At 38.5% G+C, this 19819-nt stretch carries 20 protein-coding genes; 15 read left to right on the top strand and 5 right to left on the bottom strand.

Features of this window, described 5'->3' with window-relative positions; genetic code table 11:
* Nucleotides 1–5 precede the first annotated feature (5 nt).
* From B0169_RS03095 to B0169_RS03050, 10 genes are all read left to right on the top strand, one after another.
* Nucleotides 6–896 (top strand): ParB/RepB/Spo0J family partition protein, encoded by an 891-nt coding sequence (locus tag B0169_RS03095; RefSeq protein WP_077284461.1) that lies wholly within the window; start codon nt 6–8, stop codon nt 894–896.
* A 280-nt stretch (nt 897–1176) separates the two neighbouring features.
* On the top strand, nt 1177–1569 hold the full coding sequence (locus tag B0169_RS03090; protein WP_235838448.1) for an ATP synthase subunit I: 393 nt from the start codon (nt 1177–1179) through the stop codon (nt 1567–1569).
* A gap of 17 nt (nt 1570–1586) precedes the next feature.
* The gene (gene atpB / locus B0169_RS03085) at nt 1587–2357 is read left to right on the top strand and encodes a F0F1 ATP synthase subunit A (protein WP_077284460.1); all 771 of its coding nucleotides are present in this window, start codon (nt 1587–1589) and stop codon (nt 2355–2357) included.
* A 171-nt stretch (nt 2358–2528) separates the two neighbouring features.
* Nucleotides 2529–2756 carry a F0F1 ATP synthase subunit C gene (gene atpE, locus B0169_RS03080; protein WP_077284459.1) on the top strand — a complete coding sequence of 76 codons (228 nt, stop codon included), beginning with the start codon at nt 2529–2531 and terminating at the stop codon, nt 2754–2756.
* Nucleotides 2757–2788: 32 nt separating this feature from the next.
* Complete coding sequence (gene atpF, locus B0169_RS03075; RefSeq protein ID WP_077284458.1) at nt 2789–3259, top strand: F0F1 ATP synthase subunit B; 471 nt, start codon at nt 2789–2791, stop codon at nt 3257–3259.
* 14 nt (nt 3260–3273) lie between these two features.
* Complete coding sequence (gene atpH / locus B0169_RS03070; RefSeq protein ID WP_077284457.1) at nt 3274–3807, top strand: F0F1 ATP synthase subunit delta; 534 nt, start codon at nt 3274–3276, stop codon at nt 3805–3807.
* Nucleotides 3808–3820: 13 nt separating this feature from the next.
* Nucleotides 3821–5362 carry a F0F1 ATP synthase subunit alpha gene (gene atpA, locus B0169_RS03065; RefSeq protein WP_077284456.1) on the top strand — a complete coding sequence of 514 codons (1542 nt, stop codon included), beginning with the start codon at nt 3821–3823 and terminating at the stop codon, nt 5360–5362.
* Nucleotides 5363–5390: 28 nt separating this feature from the next.
* A complete protein-coding gene (atpG, locus tag B0169_RS03060; RefSeq protein WP_077284455.1) occupies nt 5391–6251 on the top strand; it encodes a F0F1 ATP synthase subunit gamma in 861 nt (286 codons plus the stop codon).
* A 58-nt stretch (nt 6252–6309) separates the two neighbouring features.
* Nucleotides 6310–7695 (top strand): F0F1 ATP synthase subunit beta, encoded by a 1386-nt coding sequence (atpD, locus tag B0169_RS03055; protein ID WP_077284454.1) that lies wholly within the window; start codon nt 6310–6312, stop codon nt 7693–7695.
* Between the two features lie 46 nt (nt 7696–7741).
* Nucleotides 7742–8161 carry a F0F1 ATP synthase subunit epsilon gene (locus B0169_RS03050; protein WP_077284453.1) on the top strand — a complete coding sequence of 140 codons (420 nt, stop codon included), beginning with the start codon at nt 7742–7744 and terminating at the stop codon, nt 8159–8161.
* Nucleotides 8162–8242: 81 nt separating this feature from the next.
* On the opposite strand, the gene B0169_RS03045 is transcribed toward B0169_RS03050, so the two are convergent.
* Together B0169_RS03045 and B0169_RS03040 are read right to left on the bottom strand one after the other, a co-directional pair.
* Nucleotides 8243–8491 carry a YdcH family protein gene (locus B0169_RS03045; protein ID WP_077284452.1) on the bottom strand — a complete coding sequence of 83 codons (249 nt, stop codon included), beginning with the start codon at nt 8489–8491 and terminating at the stop codon, nt 8243–8245.
* A 10-nt stretch (nt 8492–8501) separates the two neighbouring features.
* Nucleotides 8502–8813 (bottom strand): TraR/DksA family transcriptional regulator, encoded by a 312-nt coding sequence (locus tag B0169_RS03040; RefSeq protein WP_077284451.1) that lies wholly within the window; start codon nt 8811–8813, stop codon nt 8502–8504.
* 298 nt (nt 8814–9111) lie between these two features.
* Here B0169_RS03040 and B0169_RS03035 point away from each other — a divergent pair, with 298 nt between their 5' ends.
* Genes B0169_RS03035 through B0169_RS03025 form a run of 3 tightly spaced genes read left to right on the top strand, consistent with a single transcriptional unit; the run spans nt 9112 to nt 11472 of the window.
* Nucleotides 9112–9660, top strand: a complete 549-nt coding sequence (locus tag B0169_RS03035; RefSeq protein WP_077284450.1) for an RNA polymerase sigma factor — start codon at nt 9112–9114, stop codon at nt 9658–9660.
* The gene (locus tag B0169_RS03030) at nt 9660–10526 is read left to right on the top strand and encodes a hypothetical protein (protein WP_077284449.1); all 867 of its coding nucleotides are present in this window, start codon (nt 9660–9662) and stop codon (nt 10524–10526) included. Before B0169_RS03035 ends, B0169_RS03030 begins: the two co-directional genes overlap by 1 nt.
* Nucleotides 10527–10551: 25 nt before the next feature.
* Complete coding sequence (locus B0169_RS03025) at nt 10552–11472, top strand: DUF4097 family beta strand repeat-containing protein (RefSeq protein ID WP_077284448.1); 921 nt, start codon at nt 10552–10554, stop codon at nt 11470–11472.
* A gap of 215 nt (nt 11473–11687) precedes the next feature.
* On the opposite strand, the gene B0169_RS03020 is transcribed toward B0169_RS03025, so the two are convergent.
* Nucleotides 11688–13982, bottom strand: coding sequence for a S9 family peptidase (locus B0169_RS03020; RefSeq protein WP_077284447.1), 2295 nt, complete (start codon nt 13980–13982; stop codon nt 11688–11690).
* Nucleotides 13983–14410: 428 nt separating this feature from the next.
* On the opposite strand from B0169_RS03020, the gene B0169_RS03015 reads away from it, so the two are divergent.
* Nucleotides 14411–14890, top strand: coding sequence for an AMP-binding enzyme (locus B0169_RS03015; protein ID WP_077284446.1), 480 nt, complete (start codon nt 14411–14413; stop codon nt 14888–14890).
* A 185-nt stretch (nt 14891–15075) separates the two neighbouring features.
* Entirely contained in the window at nt 15076–16110 is a 1035-nt protein-coding gene (locus B0169_RS03010; RefSeq protein WP_077284445.1) for a DcaP family trimeric outer membrane transporter, read from the top strand.
* Nucleotides 16111–16273: 163 nt separating this feature from the next.
* On the opposite strand, the gene B0169_RS03005 is transcribed toward B0169_RS03010, so the two are convergent.
* Both B0169_RS03005 and B0169_RS03000 read right to left on the bottom strand, forming a co-directional pair.
* A complete protein-coding gene (locus tag B0169_RS03005; protein ID WP_077284444.1) occupies nt 16274–16888 on the bottom strand; it encodes a LysE family translocator in 615 nt (204 codons plus the stop codon).
* A gap of 177 nt (nt 16889–17065) precedes the next feature.
* The gene (locus B0169_RS03000) at nt 17066–19399 is read right to left on the bottom strand and encodes a Tex family protein (protein ID WP_077284443.1); all 2334 of its coding nucleotides are present in this window, start codon (nt 19397–19399) and stop codon (nt 17066–17068) included.
* Between the last annotated feature and the right edge of the window lie 420 nt (nt 19400–19819).

Below are 19819 nucleotides of genomic sequence, written 5' to 3'. Positions count from 1 at the left end.
AAATCATGAGTCAAACAAAACGTAGAGGTCTAGGTCGTGGTCTTGATGCTTTATTAACGAAGCCTGAAAATGAATCTGCAGAAAATACTGAAGGATCAAAAGAGTCTTCAAATAAAAATGCAGAATTACAAAATTTACCAATAGAACAATTGCATCCAGGTAAATATCAACCACGTAAAGATATGTCAGCTGAAGCATTAGATGATTTAGCGAACTCTATAAAATCACAAGGCATCATTCAGCCAATTGTTGTGCGTCCTGTTAGTGAACATAGTTATGAAATAATTGCTGGTGAACGTCGCTGGCGTGCTGCGCAACTCGCTGAATTAGACACGGTTCCTTGTTTAATTAAACAGGTACCTGATGAAGCCGCTGTTGCTATTGCATTAATTGAAAACATTCAACGTGAAGATCTTAATGCAATGGAAGAAGCTATTGCATTAGAGCGTTTATTAATTGAATTTGAGTTGACTCACCAAGAAGTTGCCGATGCTGTGGGGAAATCCAGAACTGCTGTAACTAACCTATTGCGCTTAAATAATCTTAATAGTGAAGTGAAAACTTTACTTGAGCATGGTGATATTGAAATGGGTCATGCGCGAGCATTGTTAGCTTTAGATAATGACACTCAAACCACTACTGCTCGTATTGTGGTGGCTAAAGAACTTAACGTTCGTGAAACTGAAGCATTAATTAAAAAGGTACAACAACCAGTTAAAGAAGTTGAAGAGAAGCCTGTAGATCCGAATACTAAAGCTTTAGAGCAAAATCTTTCTGAAAAACTAGGTTCTAATGTTACGATAAATCATAATAAAAAAGGTAAAGGTAAGTTAGTTATTTCCTACAGTGATTTATCTGAGCTTGACGGTATTGTTTCTCGCTTTAATTCTTTTTAATTCCCCTCAAGATAATAAGCAACTTTGATTAACAGAGTTGCTTACTCAATTCAATTTATATGGTGACTTTAGTTATTCTAAGAGAAAGTTTTCATCATAGATTATACATTAGTCGTAATTTTGACATTTAGCGTTACATTTCGCACATTATCTGGGCAATGAGTGCCCTATTTTGTTGCATTGGCGCTGTAATTAAGTATACTTGCGTCGGCTTTTTAAAGATGAATATTTATCTTTAAAAAACTGTAAGTAATACGAAAAATATCGTACGGAGTGTCTGGTGGCTTTAATTCTAAACAATGCGTTAGCTAAACCAGGAAAGCAATTTGCTTTTAAGCAAATATTAATTTCGATAATGATTGTTTTAATTTGCAGTGTAGCAACATATTTTATTTGGGGATTATCTTACGCAATTTCAGTGTTAGCTGGAGGTGCAATAAGCATAATCCCTAATTTTGTCTTTGCTCATAAAGCATTTAAATATGCCGGAGCAAGATCGTCCGAAAAGGTATTAGATTCCTTTTACAGTGGCGAAAAATTGAAAATTGTATTAACGGCCGTTTTGTTTGCGCTAGCCTTCAAATTTTTAGCGATAGAGCCAATAGCTTTTTTCAGCAGTTTTTGCGTAGTAGTGGCGTTGCCATTATTAACACCATTTTTGTTTAAACTTTAATCATTGGGATAATTAATATGTCTTCAGGTGCGGAAATTACCAGCCAAGAATATATTAAACACCATTTAACCAATTTGTCTGTCGGTGAAGGGTTTATGACCGTTCACATAGATACACTTGGTTGGTCGGTGTTTTTAGGTTTGGTTTTTATCATGTTGTTTCGTTCAGTCGCTAAAAAAGCAAGTACCGGTGTTCCTGGTAAGTTGCAATGTGCTGTTGAAATGATTGTAGAATTTGTCGATGACAGCGTTAAAAGTACCTTCCACGGTAAAAACCCTGTCATTGCGCCATTAGCGTTAACCATTTTTGTTTGGGTATTGCTGATGAATGCGATGGATTGGGTGCCGGTTGATTTAATACCGCGTATCTTTGAGTTGTTCGGTGTGCACTATATGAAAGCCGTACCAACAACCGATCCAAATATGACTTTTGCTTTAGCATTAGGTGTATTTGCACTTATTATTTACTACTCAATTAAAGTAAAAGGTATTGGTGGCTTTATTAAAGAGCTAACGACTCAGCCTTTTGGTCATTGGTCATTGTACCCAGTGAACTTTATATTAGAGATGGTTACTTTACTTGCTCGTCCGTTATCACTAGCACTACGTTTATTTGGTAACTTATACGCAGGTGAATTAATTTTCTTATTAATTGCAACAATTGGTTTATTCCAATTGCCAGTACACTTTTTATGGGCTGCTTTCCATTTATTGGTTATCCCATTACAAGCGTTTATCTTCATGATGCTAACGATTCTATATTTGAGTCTTGCACACGAAGATCACTAATTTGTAGGGAACAAATTAGCACGAATTTATTCGACCCTTCGGGGTGTAAGGCAGGATGCCTGAAATACTAAATTTTTAGCCCTTGTTCCTGACAAGGTAACAAGGGCTTTAATAACAGTTTCAACCTTAATTTTTAACTTTATAACTTTACTTAAATAATCGGAGATAAATATGTTATATATCGCTGTTGCTTTATTAATCGGTCTAGGTGCTCTTGGTACTGCGATTGGTTTCGGCTTACTTGGTGGCAAATTTTTAGAGTCTGCTGCACGTCAGCCTGAATTAGCACCACAACTTCAAGTAAAAATGTTCATCGTAGCAGGTCTTATTGATGCTATCGCAATGATCGGTGTTGCTATCGGCTTATACCTATTATTCGCAGTTGGTGTTCCAGCTTAATTTAAACGCGAATTTGAATAGGAGATACATAAATGAATCTTAATATGACCTTAATTGGTGAATTAATCGCATTTATCGTATTCGTAATTTTTTGTATGAAGTATGTATGGCCACCAATTATTGGTGCCATCGAAGCTCGTCAAGCAACTATTGCTGATGGTCTTGCTGCTTCTGACCGTGCCGCTAAAGATCTTGAGCTTGCTCAAGAGAAAGCTACAGCACAATTAAAAGACGCCAAAGCGCAAGCAGCTAGCATTGTTGAAGCTGCTAAAAAGCGTGAAGCTCAGATAGTTGAAGAAGCTGCAGTAAAAGCACAAGCTGAGAAAGAAAAAATTCTTGCTTCAGGTCATGCAGAAATAGAAACAGAACGCAATCAAGCAAAAGAAGAACTACGTCAACAAGTTGCTATTTTAGCAGTTACTGGTGCAGAGAAAATTCTTGAACGTTCAATCGATGCCGCTGCACATAGCGACATTTTAGATAAACTTGTAGCTGAACTTTAGAGGGAACTGAGCTTATGTCTGAATTGACAACCATCGCTCGTCCCTACGCTAAAGCGGCGTTTGATTTTGCTATTGAAGCAAACGCAGTAGAAAGCTGGTTAGAAATGCTAGTTTTCGCTGCTGAAGTTGCTAATGATGACACCATTAAAGAGTATCTCTCTGGTGGTGCATCTGTTGAACAAGCACAAGACATTTTTTTAAAAGTTTGTGATGTACAACTTGATAGTAATGGCCAAAACCTGATTAAGGTGATGGCTGAAAATCAACGTTTATTGGTGCTACCACAGGTTGCTGCTCAGTTTAGTGAATTAAAAGCTGAACATGAGAAAACAATTTCTGTGGATGTAACTTCCGCTGTTGTATTAACAGCTGAACAACAAACTACATTAGGCGCTGCGCTTGAAAAGCGTTTGGCTCGAAAAGTTAAACTTAATTGTAATATTGATGCAAACGTAGTCTCTGGTTTAGTAATAAAAGCTGGTGACATGGTAATAGATGGTTCAGTACGAGGTAAATTGAACCGCTTAGCAACAACAATGCAATCCTAACGGGGAACAGAGCATGCAACTGAATTCCACTGAAATCGCTGAACTGATCAAGAGTCGTATTGAACAGTTTGACGTAGTTAGTGAAGCTCGTAATGAAGGTACTATCGTTTCTGTAACAGATGGTATCATTCGTATTCATGGCCTTGCAGACGTAATGCAAGGTGAGATGATCGAACTTCCTGGCAATCGCTTCGCTATCGCTTTAAACCTTGACCGTGATTCGGTCGGTGCGGTAGTTATGGGTCCTTATGCGGATCTAGCAGAAGGCGTGAAAGTAAAATGTACTGGTCGTATTTTAGAAGTACCAGTAGGACGTGGCTTATTAGGCCGTGTTGTAAACACTCTTGGTGAGCCAATTGACGGTAAAGGACCAATCGAAAACGATGGTTTCTCTCCTGTTGAAATGGTTGCACCAGGTGTAATTGATCGTAAATCTGTTGATGAGCCTGTTCAAACAGGTATTAAATCAATCGATGCAATGATTCCAATTGGTCGTGGTCAACGTGAACTTATCATCGGTGACCGTCAAATTGGTAAATCTGCTATCGCATTAGATGCCATCATCAACCAAAAGAACACGGGTATTAAGTGTGTATACGTAGCTATCGGACAAAAAGCGTCGACAGTTGCTAACTTAGTACGTTCTTTAGAAGAGCACGGCGCGTTAGATAACACTATCGTTGTTGTTGCATCAGCTTCTGAAGCCGCTGCTCTTCAGTACTTGTCAGCATACTCTGGCTGTACTATGGGTGAATACTTCCGTGATCGCGGTGAAGATGCACTAATCGTATATGATGATTTGTCTAAGCAAGCTGTTGCTTACCGTCAAATTTCATTACTTTTACGTCGTCCGCCAGGTCGTGAAGCCTACCCAGGTGACGTTTTCTATCTTCACAGTCGTTTACTTGAACGTGCTGCTCGTGTAAACGAAGCATACGTTGAACGTTTTACTAACGGTGAAGTTAAAGGTAAGACGGGTTCTTTAACTGCTTTACCTATCATTGAAACGCAAGCGGGTGATGTATCTGCATTCGTACCAACTAACGTAATCTCAATTACCGATGGTCAGATTTTCTTAGAATCTAACCTATTTAACTCAGGTATTCGTCCTGCGGTTAACGCTGGTATTTCAGTATCTCGTGTTGGTGGTGCTGCGCAAACTAAAATCATCAAGAAATTAGGTGGTGGTATTCGTTTAGCATTAGCACAATATGCTGAATTAGCAGCCTTTGCTCAATTTGCCTCAGACTTAGATGACGCGACTCGTGCTCAATTAGAGCATGGACAACGTGTAACTGAGTTGATGAAGCAAAAGCAATACAGCCCATTGTCAATTGCTGAAACAGCTGTATCTTTATTTGCCGCAGAAAAAGGTTATTTAAACGATATCGCGATCGACAAAGTTGTTGATTTTGAAGAAGCATTACGTACATACGTAAACAATGATCACGCTGAATTGATGGCTACTATCAATGAAAAGGGTGACTATAACAAAGACATCGAGTCTGGTTTAGCTAAAGCTATTGAAGCTTTTAAAGCGACCCAAACTTGGTAATTGAGTTAACCTTTTCGGGAGAATAGTCATGTCCGGCGCTAAAGAGATAAAATCGAAGATTGGAAGTGTAAAAAACACACAGAAAATCACCAGCGCGATGGAAATGGTTGCAGCTAGCAAAATGCGCAGAGCGCAAGATAGCATGGCTGCCTCTCGTCCATACGCTGAAAATATGCGAAATGTGATCGGTCACATCGCGCTTGGTAATCTAGAATATCGTCATCCTTATATGGTTGAACGTGAAGCTAAGCGTGTAGGTTATATTGTTGTCTCAACAGACCGTGGTTTGTGTGGTGGTTTAAACATTAACTTGTTTAAACAAGTATTAGCTGACGCTGGTAAACACCAAGCAGCTGGCGCTGATGTTGAATTTGCCGTAGTGGGTTCTAAAGCTACGTCATTTTTCAATAATATGGGCGCTAAAGTTGTTTCACAAACTTCAGGATTAGGTGATAACCCTTCATTAACTGATTTAATCGGTAGTGTGAAGGTGATGTTAAATGCCTATGATAATGGTGAGATAGACAGATTGTTCATTGTATATAACAAGTTTGTTAATACCATGACGCAAAAACCGACAATCGATCAACTTTTACCTTTGCCTAAGTCAGATGATGACGCAATTAAGCATCGCTGGGATTACATTTACGAACCTGATGCTCAAGCAATACTTGAACATTTATTAGTTCGTTATACGGAGTCTCAAGTATATCAAGGTGTGGTTGAAAACCTCGCATGTGAACAAGCTGCTCGTATGGTTGCAATGAAAGCTGCAACAGATAATGCGGGTGACTTAATTAACGATTTACAATTGGTATATAACAAAGCTCGTCAAGCAGGTATTACTCAAGAATTGGGTGAAATTTGTGCAGGTGCGGCAGCGGTATAAGCAAAGGTTCTTTGTTTATTTTATTAGTAAATAAGAGCACAAGATTAGAGGATTAAACATGAGTACAGGTAAAGTCGTCCAAATCATTGGCGCAGTTGTGGATGTAGAATTCCCACAAGATGCTGTACCTCAGGTATATGACGCATTAAATGTAACTGAAGGTGATCTAGCTGGTTTAGTACTAGAAGTACAACAGCAATTAGGTGGTGGTGTAGTTCGTGCCATCGCTATGGGTTCATCAGACGGTTTGCGTCGTGGTCTGAACGTATTAAACACAGGTGATAACATCCAAGTTCCAGTAGGAACAAAAACATTGGGTCGCATCATGAACGTATTGGGTGAGCCTATCGATGAAGCTGGCCCAATCGGTGAAGAAGAAAGATGGTCAATTCACCGCGAAGCTCCAGCATACGCTGAGCAAGCGATGTCTAATGAGCTTCTTGAAACTGGTATCAAAGTAATCGACTTGGTATGTCCATTCGCTAAGGGTGGTAAAGTTGGTTTATTCGGTGGTGCTGGTGTTGGTAAAACCGTAAACATGATGGAACTTATTCGTAACATCGCGATTGAGCATAGCGGCTACTCAGTATTTGCTGGTGTAGGTGAGCGTACTCGTGAAGGTAACGATTTCTACCATGAAATGAACGACTCTAACGTACTTGATAAAGTATCGTTAGTTTACGGCCAAATGAACGAGCCTCCAGGAAACCGTCTTCGTGTTGCGATGACTGGTTTGACTATGGCTGAAAAATTCCGTGACGAAGGTCGTGACGTATTATTTTTCGTAGATAACATCTACCGTTACACACTTGCGGGTACTGAAGTATCAGCATTGTTAGGTCGTATGCCATCAGCGGTAGGTTACCAACCTACACTTGCTGAAGAAATGGGTGTTCTTCAAGAGCGTATTACCTCGACGAAGAAAGGTTCAATCACTTCAATCCAAGCGGTATACGTACCAGCGGATGATTTGACCGATCCATCTCCAGCAACAACCTTTGCTCATTTAGATGCAACAGTTGTACTATCTCGTGATATTGCATCACAAGGTATTTACCCAGCAATCGATCCACTTGACTCTACTTCACGTCAATTAGATCCATTAGTTGTTGGTGCTGAGCATTATGAAACAGCTCGTGGCGTTCAATCAACGCTACAACGTTACAAAGAACTTAAAGATATCATCGCCATCTTAGGTATGGATGAGTTATCTGAAGAAGATAAGCAAACAGTATCTCGCGCACGTAAGATCCAACGTTTCTTATCTCAACCGTTCTTCGTTGCTGAAGTATTTACAGGTTCTCCTGGTAAGTATGTATCACTTAAAGACACAATTGCTGGCTTTAAAGGTATTCTTGCTGGTGAATTTGATGATTTACCTGAGCAAGCTTTCTACATGGTTGGTTCTATTGAAGAAGCAGCTGAAAAAGCTAAAAACATGTAATGAAGCTTGGTGATTAACATAAGTTAATCACCTATTAGGAGGTCACATGGCAATACTTTCTGTAAATCTTAATGTGGTAAGTGCTGAAGAAAGCTTATTTTCTGGTAGCATCGAATCATTACAGATCACAGGTAGCGAAGGTGAATTAGGTATTATGCCTGGTCACGCACCTTTGCTGACCTCACTAAAACCTGGTATGGCAAGAATCGTTAAGAAAGGTGGTGATGAAGAAATCATTTATCTTTCTGGCGGTATGTTAGAAGTTCAACCTAATAACGTAACAGTACTTGCAGATATCGCAGTACGTGGCGGTGATTTAGATGAACAAGCCGCACTAGAAGCTAAAGAACGCGCAGAGAAGCACTTGAATGAACACGGAAACGATGTTGATTATGCTGAAGCTGCAGCTGAATTAGCTCGCGCTGTTGCACAATTGCGTGTTATTCAAGCGTCAAGCAAAAACTAGCTAACAGTAAGTTTTAGTGATCAAAAAAGCGACTTTTACTTCGGTAATTAGTCGCTTTTTTATGTCTGAATATTTTTACTTTTAAGCTGTTACTTGCGCTTTTTTAAGCATACTGAACAGCTCATCTTTTAAATGTAAACGAGCTACTTTTTGTTGCTCTAAATATTCATCACTGGTTGGCTCTACCCCAACTTCTATACGATGTACTTGCTGATTTATTTGATGATACTCTTTAAATAGGCGTGCGAAATGTGCGTTGTCCATTTTTAATTGGCGAATTTCTTGTTCAAACTCTGGAAACTCATGGTGCAAATCGTGTTTATCTAACATGTCTTTTCTCCTATTTAGCGCAATTAATGCAAGTGTCAATATATGGTAAGACCTTTAAGCGTTCAGGACTAATAGCTTGCTGGCAAAGCCGACATAAGCCGTATTCATTATTATCAGAACGGGTAATAGCTTGATTGATTAAATTTAATTCTCGTTGTGCTTCAAGATGAATTTCACTGAGTACTTCGTTGTTTTCATTTTCACTGGTTTGTTCTGCAAAATCTTGTGAACGGCCTTTACTAAAGTCAGCTTCTATAGCGCTGATGCGCTGTTCAAGTTCAACTTTCTTATCTAATAAATTCCTTATAATATCTTTATTCATCAGCTTTCTCCTTGGGCTTTATTTCATTCTATGCCTCTGATGAGTCGCTGTTTTGATCTAGCGCAATATTGTATTGAGCATAGCACTTTATTTTCATCAAGCATTTGAGTGTTGATATCGTTGGGTAGTTTATGAAGACAGCTTCGTTGTTTGCACAAAACAGACTATTTTCTAAATGATTAAATAAACAAAAAATTTATAAACCTTTTAATAAAAACTCAGTATTAATAACTATAAGAAGAAACTTAGCGAAAAGTTTACATTAGCAGAGCATTGAACGCGGGAACTTATATCAGAAATGATTAATGAAAAGGACGTAATGTTGCAAGTACAAGCGGGCCAATTAGATAAATTGGCTGTGTTGTATGAAAGCAATAAGGTGAAGTTGTTTAATTACTTTCGTAAGAAGGGTAATAGTCGTGCTCAAAGTGAAGACTTAGTGCAGGAAACTTTTATGAAAATATTAGCTTATCGTAGCAGTTTTAATGGCTCTAGTACCTTTAGCAGTTGGATGTATGGCATTGCTAGAAATACCGCTGCTGATCTTTACCGAAAGAACAAGGGTAATGTTATTCACGAAGATATTGATGATCATGAAGTTGTTTCAGAGCATTGTGCAACGGAGCAAGCGGTATCAAGCCAGCAACAGAATATTTTTGATGAATCATTGGCCAGTATTTCAGCTGAGCATCGAGAAATTATTATTTTAAGCCGTTTTCAGCAACTAAATTATCATGAAATATCGTCGTTACTTGACTGTAATTTAAATACTTTAAAGTCAAAAATGCGTAATGCTATTAGTAAATTGCATGAAAAATACAACAAATTGTCAGGTGAGGTACAGTGATGAATCATCAAACTATTATTGATTGGAAGCTCTCGAATATTAATAAAAACGTCACAGCTGAATTAGTACTTACTGATGAAATGCAGCAATATATTGAGTTTCACCCTGAGCTAGTTAAAGAATTAGCCTTTATTGATGCATTTTGGCAGCAAGATAACCAAGAGTTACCGTCTAGTGAACTTGATCAGCGTTTTTATAACATGTTGTCACAAGCACAAAATGCACAGCAAAATATCGATACTAATCAGGCAGCTAAACAGTCTAAACAAGTCCATATTTTTACAGTCATAAAAAATTGGCTTAGCACTAGTACGATTAAGCCATTTGCTCAGTTTGCAACTTTAGGTTTAGTGTTTTTATTGGGTTTTAATGCCAATGACAGTCGTGATGAAATAGGTCAGCAAGGCCAAAATTTAGCTGCTAACTTGGCCGCTAAAAATGGTATTGATAATTTACAGCAAGAAGTTTCCTCTTTGAGTGCGATGCTAGCCCTGTCGATGTTAGATAAATCTTCTGCGGCCGAACGCTTATCTGGTGTTGCTTATAGCCAACAAACTGATTTAACTGACCCATTATTGATGAAAACACTGATGTCGACCTTGGAACATGACCGTTCCACAGCAGTAAAGTTAGCTATTATTAATACCCTAAATAACCTCCCTGATATTAGCGAACAAGAGCATCAACTCTTAGCGTTCACTATTAAAGAAAACAATACATTAGTAAAAATAGAACTGTGTCGCTTGTTATTCAATATAGGCTCAAGTGTAACTAAAAATGAATTATTAAAAGCACTGAATGAAAGCGAATTAAATCCAGATATGGCGGAATTTTTACAGAGAATTAACGCCATTTCCCATATCTAAATAAATTTATTTTGGAGTATAAAATATGAAAAAATTAAACCTAACGTTACTTGGTCTAACACTGTCGGCGTTAATGCAAAATGCGCACGCTATTGAGAAAACATACAGCCTACCACTATCTAATCCAGGAGAACCGGTTTCATTAGAGATCGAGGTGCACACCGGTGCAATTTATATCGAAGGCTTTGATGGTGAATCAATTGAAGTGACCGCGACGATGGAAGAAATTGCAACCAATGAGCTTAATAAAGTTGAACGAATCATTAACGATGTTACTGCTGAGTTAAGTGATGGCAGAGGCAATAACATTGAGAAAATTGGTGAAATAATTAGCGGTCATACTAATAAGCATAAAAGAAAACTACGCTCGGCTGAAGGATTGAAATCAGTAAAAAATAATTCTATGCAGTTAGAAATTGAAGAAGAAGATAATGAAGTTGAAATATCGAGTGAATACAGCACACAAAATGTAATTTTGCATATAAAAGTACCCAAACGTACCCGTTTAGACATCGAATTGTACAAAGGTGGTGATGTTGAAATTAACAATATATCGGGTGCAATTGAAGCTGAAGCCTTCAAAGGCAGTATTATCGCAAACGGTGTTTCTGGCCCTATGGTCGCTGAAACACACAATACCGATATTGTGGTGTCGTTTGATGTATTAAATCAGCAAAATCCAACGTCGTTGACTAGTCATAGCGGTAACATAGATATCAGTATCAATAAAAATACCTCAGCAAAAATAAACGTGCAGAGTTACAAAGGTGAAATATTTTCGGGCTTAGCGACAGAATTTTTTGCCTCAGAAGATGTTCAACGTAAGAACAAAGGTGGTAAGCAGAAAATTGTCATTGGCGGCATGATGAGTGCAGAAGTTAATGGTGGAGGCCAAGATATTACGTTAGCGACCTATAACGGCAATGTTTATGTGCGAACGAAATAATAACTTGTTTGAATTGATATTACGTTTAAAAAGTATGTGTTAATTGCATATTCGCTAAAAGGCATTAATTGAATGGAGTCTTGATAACTTAAGGACGGTAAACCTTTGGTTTATATCGTCATTGAAATATAACGCTATTGTTTCTTTTAGCGATAAAAAACCGATATTTATCCAATATCGGTTTTTATTAATTTATTGCATTTTACTTTGCTAAATTACTCGCAAAAAACAAACTCTTTTGGTGGTGTAGCACCCATTAAGTGCTGCACAAAGTAATCCCAGCGCTTACGCATCATATAAGGCTCTCTTGCAAAGCCGTGGCCGCGATTAGGTAGCATTAGCATGTCGAAGTCTTTATTGGCTTTAATCAACGCTTCTGCGACCACTAAGGTGTTATATGGCGGTACATTCGTGTCAGTTGTGCCATGCGCTAGCAGCAACTTACCTTTTAGGTTTTCAACGATAAGCTGATTAGCTTGGCTGTCATAATTCGTTGTACCATCTTCATTTTTAACTAATAACCCGTGATATTTTTCACCCCATTCATCGGCGTAGTTTCTATTATCATGATTACCGGCTTGAGATACGGCGACAGAATAAAAATCAGGATAAGTTAACAAAGCACGTGTTGAAGCAAACCCCCCACCAGAGTGTCCCCAAATGCCAACTCGAGTGCTATCAATCCAACTATGTTGTGCTGCTAATTGTTTAATTGCTGCCACCTGATCAGGAATGCCGCTATCGCCCATATTTTGATAATAAAACTCATGAAAACTCTTTGAACGACCCGGTGTTCCTAGTGCATCAATTTCAATAACAATAAAACCAAGTTCAGCAATAGCTTGGTTGTCGCCACGAGCAGTTCTAAAGTGGCGGCCCCTTATACTACCAACTTGTGGGCCTGGATATAAATAATTAACCACAGGGTAAGACTTGCTAGCGTCAAAATCGCTAGGTTTGTACATTAAGCCATAGATGTCATGTTGGTTATTTCGGTCTTTAACGATAAATGGCGTAGGGGCTTGCCAGCCGGTAGCACTTAACTTGCTAATATCCATTTGCTCTACAACAAAACCAGATTTACTACTAGTACTGCGAATAAAGCTAGTTTCAGGTTGGTCTGGTGTAGAAACTCTATCTAAAAAGTATTCAGCGTTTTTGCTTAAGCTTATACGGTGATGTTTTTTCTCAGGCGTTAACAGTGTTAAGTTCGAACCATCCTTGTTAATGCTATAAAGGTAATGAAAATAAGCATCACCGCCCTCTTTGCCAGCACCGGTAAAAATAAGTTTGCCCGTATCTTGGTTAACATTGAGTAACTCTAAAACCGTCCAATCACCTTGAGTAATTTGGTTTTTAATTTTACCTGTTGTCGCATCTACTAGGTATAAATGTCCCCAATCAGAGCGTTGAGAAAACCAAATGATTTCATTACTTTTATCAAGATACTGCCAGCTAATATCACTAACACCTGATTCAAAAAAACTTTTTTCAGTTTCACTGAAAATGGTTCGTACCTTACCTGTTTTAGCATTAGCTATTTTTAGGGTAGCGGTTTTGTGATCACGTGTTGATGAAACAAAGGCAAAGTGGCTACTGTCAGCAGACCAATCAATATCTAACAACTGCCCATCTCGGCCCGCAACATGATCAGTTATCGTTGAGCGATGATCATCAGCAGGCATATCAAGCGGTATGACTTTAGCTTGTTCAACATCGATAACAACACGGTGAATTTTGAAAATGTTTTCATCACCCGGCAATGGGTATTTCCAAACATCAATATTAGGGTGCCCTACTGCCGTTGATACTATGCCCATTTCACCGACATTACGGCCATCATGTTTAAAGGTGGTTAACTTTTTAGAATCAGGAGACCATTTTACTACCGGCTTTTTACCCCGTATCCAACCGGCATTATTGGTGGCATAACCAAAATTATCTTCGCCGTCAGTGGTTAACTGCTTTTTGCTATTATCACTGAGTTTACTTAGCCATAAGTTGTTGTCTTGAATATAAACGGCATGTAAACCATTAGGAGCGACTAATTCATTATCTTTAGCGGTGTTTTTAACTTGATCACATGAATAGCGCTCAATATCACACTGATATAAATCATCTTTTATTTTTATCGAAATAGTCTGGTTATTGATTAAGTCAAAAGATGTAAAAGGCAGCTTTTCAGCTTTAATGTCTTGTTTGGTGCTGGCAGATAGCGCCGTGGCGAGTTTTTGATGATCGAACGCCAAATTTTTTTCTTTTGTCACAGCATCAATAATAAAAAACGCTTCACCTTGTTTGGTATGGCTACGATAAGTTAATTGGCTGTTGTTAGTCCACACCGGATGATCTAGCGTGCCGGTAACCAATTTATCTGTGTGTTTACTAAGTTGTTGCTCTGCTTGATAATATTTATCGATGCTCAGCGATTGAGCATTCACAGCAAACGCTATATTAGATAAGCAGGTAACAGCTAGTGCTGGGGTTATATATTTTATTATAGAGACCATGAACAACCTTGATTTATCAGTTATAAAATTAGGATTTTCAATATTCTATCATTTCTTTCCTTTGTGCTGCTGTAATTATCGACCAGTAGACAACGCATGGCGATAACTAACGGCAGCTTGATGTTAGTTTATTGCTGTATCGCACTAATGAACGTTCGCCGTGTTGTACGGCAGTTTTGTTTTTACAGTAGATTAACTGTTATTAATATTGTTGGTACCAAGAGCAAGACTTATGCGCAAAGCAGTAAACAAAAACAGCTGTAACTTACTTTTTAACTATTTTTTATCACGATTTAGACTAAAGTCTATCGTTTTTAGTGGTCAATGTAGACTTAGGTCTAATTTATAAATCTGCCCTGACTCTCTAGTGTTAACAGTATAATAAATATTCTGTTTGAAAATTAAACAAAATAATAAAAGAGATTGATATGACTAATCAGAGTAATCAACAAGCACAATTATCTTGGTTGCAATCAAGCAGTGGTGAGTGGTTGTATTTTCTTGATGAAAACCTTGCCAGTGAAGATTTGAGCTCAGTAGTTGAACAAGATTATATTTGGTTAGTTTCTCAAGAGACATCTGCTCATAAAATAAGTGGTTATCGTATTGCTAATGAAACCATCGAAGCCTTTATCAAACAGCTAGCAGGTGTTGAGCAGGTTGTTGTATTTGGTGTTCCTCATGAGCAAAAAGGTAATGCTATTCATATTTATATTGAATTAAGTAGCAAAGCGATTGAGCTAGCAACACTATCAAATGCAATTAATGCCAAACTTGCCGGCTGTTTGGGTGAGTTTGCGCGCGCAGAAGTGATTAAATATGTTGAACAACTGCCAATGGCTAAAAATAAAACCATTACGAGAAAAATATTGAAATCACAAAATATAACCATGAATTACGCAGCATAAAATTATAAAAATAACGATAACGATAACGGTTGCTCGCTGCGATAATAAGTAAACACGTTATCAAAACTAATAAAACGATAAAAATGCCAACGAGTATAGTGGTTTTACTCTAAGGTTAATAATGCTTATCGAACGACAGAAATAAACTGCTGTATTCGATTGGGATCACACATGGGGAAAGTAAAATGTTTAATAAGAAAAAGCTTCTATTAGCAACAGGTTTATTAGCTATGGCTGGCGCAGCAAATGCTAGTTATGAAATTAAGTTATCAGATGAGGACACCATTACGTTTGGTGGTTATATTAAATTAGATACCCGATATGTTGACGGTAACATTAATAGTATTACTAATGATTACTGGGTTGGCGCTGGTAATGTTGGTGATATCTCACAATTTAGCTTTCGAGCGACTGAGTCTCGCTTTAATACTAAGTATGTTCATGGCGATATCACTGGTTTTATCGAGATGGACTTTCATGGCGGCGGCGGTAATGAGATAGTTTCTAACTCTTCAAATCCAAGATTACGCCACGCCTTTATTAAATATAAAAATATCCTTGTTGGTCAAACATGGTCAACCTTTGTTAATACCAGTGCTTTAGCTGAAGCTGCTGATTTCGGTGGACCACTCAATGCTGCGGCCTTTATTCGACAAGGCCAGATTCGTTATACCCAAGGTAATTTCCAAGTAGCGGTAGAAAATCCAGAATCAGATAAGGGGGATCCAAGCCAAGATTCTATGCCTGATATTATTGCCAAATATACCTTTAAAGGTGATTGGGGTAATGTTTCTATTGCGGGTTTAGCTCGACAGTTAAACACGCTTGGTGGCAACTCTGAGTCAGCATTTGGGTACGGTATTGCAGGTAAAATTAACACCTTTGGTAAAGATGATTTACGTTTTCAATATCACGGTGGTGAAACCGGTCGTTACGTTGGTGTTGTTGCTGCTCGTGATTTAGTTGGTGAAGAAGTTGAAGAGACTACTTCGTATATGGTCGCTTATCGCCATTTTTGGACAGAAGACATTCGCAGTACCGCCTTTTACGGTAATACCACAACAGATGTTTCTGACGCTGATCGGACTCATTGGGGGGTAAATGTTTTTAAAAATTATACTAAAGAACTTTCGTTTGGTCTTGAGGTAGGTAATTTTGAATCAGCAGATCAAGATGCAGACTCAGATTATGTACAGTTTTCAGCTAAATATGTTCTTTAGTGTTAAATTGAGTATTGTTACGGTCTAGCCGTTAATACTATAAATTGCTTGCGTTAGTTAACCTCCAACCGAGGTTGTTTTTGGGGAAGTTATTACTTCCCCTTTTTTATATTTAATATCAACTAAGGTTCTAATAAGGTGTGATCTTAGCGATAAAATAGCGTTAGCTAGCTATAAGTGCTGCAGCAAAACCAATAAATACCCCGCCAGTTGTTTTACCTACCCAGCGTTGGCCAATGGCAGACAAGAAATAGTGACGAAACCTAAAAGCAACCGCAACATAAACAGAAGTAAAAACAAAAGCATTACACAAGCTTGTGCCAGCAAGCAGTAAGAATTGTGGCAAAATGGCCTGTTCAGGCTGTATAAACTGTGGAAACAACGCTGAGAAAAACACTAAAGCTTTCGGGTTACCAAGTCCTAATAAGAGGCTTTGTTTAAATAAAGCACGTTTAGCTGGCGTTTGACTACTTTTATCCGCAAATGCCCACTGACCTTTACTACGCCACATCGCGATACCAATATAAACTAAGTAGCCGGCGCCAGCGTATTTAATAAATGAAAATGCTAATTCAGATGCCATTAAAACCAAACCAAGGCCGGATGCTGAAATGAGCGCTAAAATCATTACAGCACTAACATGACCAAAAACCCCCGCTAAGGCTTTTTTACGACCGAAGTTTATACCATTACTCGCTGCTAGGATTACCGAAGGACCAATACTGATTGAAGCAAGCAGTGAAATACTGAAATAAAGATAATAATTGTGAAGTTCCATGCTACTCCGATGGAGATTTTGCTGAGGTTTTTAAAGGCGGCTATGGTAACGAGCGAGCCTAAAAGTGCAAGTTTTAGATAGCGTTAAATAACATTTTTTTGATGTGCATACCGTGGCATCATAAAAAAAGCCGCTAGTAAGCGGCTTTTAGGATATTTACCCAAAGGGATTAGCTGATTATTTCTTCAACTTGGCAAAAGCATCAGCAAAAGCATTACCCATAGCCGCATTATTTTCTATTTTAGGTTTTTGTGCTCTAGAGTGATTTTTATGTTGCTTATTTTTGCTGTCTTTAAACGTTGTTTTTGGCGCTTTTTCAGTTAGTTGACTATTAGCTTGTGGCGTAGCTTCATCTAAACGCATGGTTAAACTGATGCGCTTTCGCTGAGGATCTACTTCAGTGACCTTAACTTTAACCACTTCACCGGCTTTAACAATTTCATGTGGATCGCTAACAAATTTATTGGTTAGTGATGAAATATGCACTAAACCGTCTTGGTGAACCCCAACATCAACAAAAGCACCAAAATTAGCAACATTCGAGATAACACCTTCTAAAATCATACCGACTTTTAAATCTGCGATAGTGTTGACACCTTCTTGAAACGTTGCTGTTTTAAATTCAGGGCGAGGATCTCGACCAGGCTTTTCTAACTCGCTAATAATATCTTTAATCGTGATGGCACCAAAGGCTTCACTAGTCAGTGTTTCGATATTAATGCTTTCAAGTGCGGATTTATTACCAATAAGGTCAGTAATTGTATTGTTACTCTGTGTTAAAATCGCTTCTACAACGGGGTAGGTTTCTGGGTGAACACCAGAGCAGTCAAGAGGATTACTACCTTCAGTTATACGCAAAAAACCAGCGGCTTGTTCAAAGGCTTTTGGTCCTAATCGTGCGACTTTTTTTAGTTCGTTACGGTTATTGAAACGACCGTTTTCATTACGAAAGTTAACCACGTTGTTTGCCATGGTTTTGTTTAATCCTGACACCCTTGCAAGCAAAGGCGCAGAAGCACTATTTAAATCAACGCCAACTTTGTTTACACAATCTTCAATGACATCATCTAAGGTTTGGCTCAGTTGGCTTTGGCTTACATCATGTTGATATTGCCCTACACCAATGGCTTTAGGGTCAATTTTTACCAGTTCTGCGAGTGGATCTTGCAGGCGTCTGGCAATAGATACAGCACCGCGTATTGATACATCAAGATCTGGAAACTCATGTGCGGCCAGCTCAGATGCCGAATATACTGAAGCACCTGCCTCACTCACCATGACTTTTGTCGGCTTATTTTTTTCTAATTTAGTAATAACATCGGCGATTAATTTGTCACTTTCACGAGAACCTGTACCGTTACCTATCGCAACTAACTCTACTTTATGTTGCTGGCATAAGTTAACTAAGGTACGTACTGATTTATCCCAATGATTTTGTGGTGCATGTGGGAAAATTGTTGCGGTTTGTAATAATTTACCTGTGGCATCAACAATGGCAAGCTTGCAACCCGTTCGCATACCAGGGTCTAACCCTAAAGTTGTTTTCGGACCTGCCGGTGCAGCCATAAGTAAGTCGTTTAAATTGCGTGAAAATACTTTTATTGCTTCTACTTCTGCTTGCTCACGCAGGCTACCAAGTAATTCTGTTTCTAAACTTTGGCTTAGTTTTAATTTCCAGGTTGAGCTAACCACTTTAGTTAAAAACTCTGCCGCCGCTTGCCCTGTTAAGCGCAAATTGAAGTGCTCGGTAATTATTTGTTGGGCACTTGAAAATGCGCCCTCTTGCCCTGGGTCAACATCAATACGTAATGTAAGAAAGCCTTCATTACGGCCTCGTAACATAGCTAACATACGATGTGAGGGCACAGTTCTTAAAAGCTCTGAGTGCTCAAAATAATCTCTGTATTTTGCCGCTTCGCCAGCTTTACTCTTAACTACTTTGCTGCGAAGGTGAGCTTGTTTGAGTAAATGACGGCGTAATTTTTGGATTAAATTAGCGTCTTCAGCAAAACGCTCGACTAAAATAAAATGAGCCCCTTCAAGTACAGACTTTTCATCTGCAAATCCGTGCTCTTTATTAATAAATGCTGCGGCTTCACGTTCCGGAGAAAGCTGCCAATTATTATATATATTATTAGCTAATGGCGCTAAGCCTGCAGCTATAGCAATTTGTCCTTTGGTTTTTCTTTTTGGCTTAAAAGGTAAATATAAATCTTCAAGGCGGGTTTTATTATCGGCCTTGTTCAGTTCAGTTGCTAAGGCTGGCGTTAGTTTCCCTTGTTGTTCAATGTTCGCAATAATAACATTTCTGCGAGCGGCTAAATCTCTTAAGTAGGTTAAACGCTGAGCCAAGTGGCGTAAGTGGTTATCGTCAAGCCCTTGTGTCGCTTCTTTACGATAACGAGCGATAAAAGGCACTGTTGAGCCTTCGTCTAATAAGTTTATCGCGGTATTTACTTGACTCGTTTTTATATCAAGTTCTTTGGCTATTTGCTCAGCAATTGGCGTCATTTATCGGGGATCCTAGTGCAATAAGAAATGGGTATGCTTACCGTATTTTTAGTGCGCATAGTATATACCCAAAGTGTATTGATATGCGATACGCAAGTATTTACCCTGAACTCTGGATAAGCAGCATTTGCTCAATCCTCCCTTTTAAGCCATTATCTGCGTTAAAACGTCGATAAATTGCGCGTTATTGATAAACGCTTTGCCTTGGAAATGGCATAAAATGAAGCATTGATGATGTCTATTAGTGATGTTTACCTTGCTATAGCATTTACTTTGCTACCTAAGCTTTTGATTCACTTGAATATCAAGCACTCATTATCCAGAGTTCAGGTTATTTAAGCTTTTAGCTAAAACAACGTGGATTAATTTAACTGGATATCTTGATAGTATTTTACGCGCTTGGCATTTAAAATAACGCTA

Origin of the sequence: Cognaticolwellia aestuarii, from assembly GCF_002000025.1 — a bacterium.
GTDB classification, from domain to species: domain Bacteria; phylum Pseudomonadota; class Gammaproteobacteria; order Enterobacterales; family Alteromonadaceae; genus Cognaticolwellia; species Cognaticolwellia aestuarii.
This window is presented reverse-complemented; position numbering and strand designations above follow the sequence as displayed.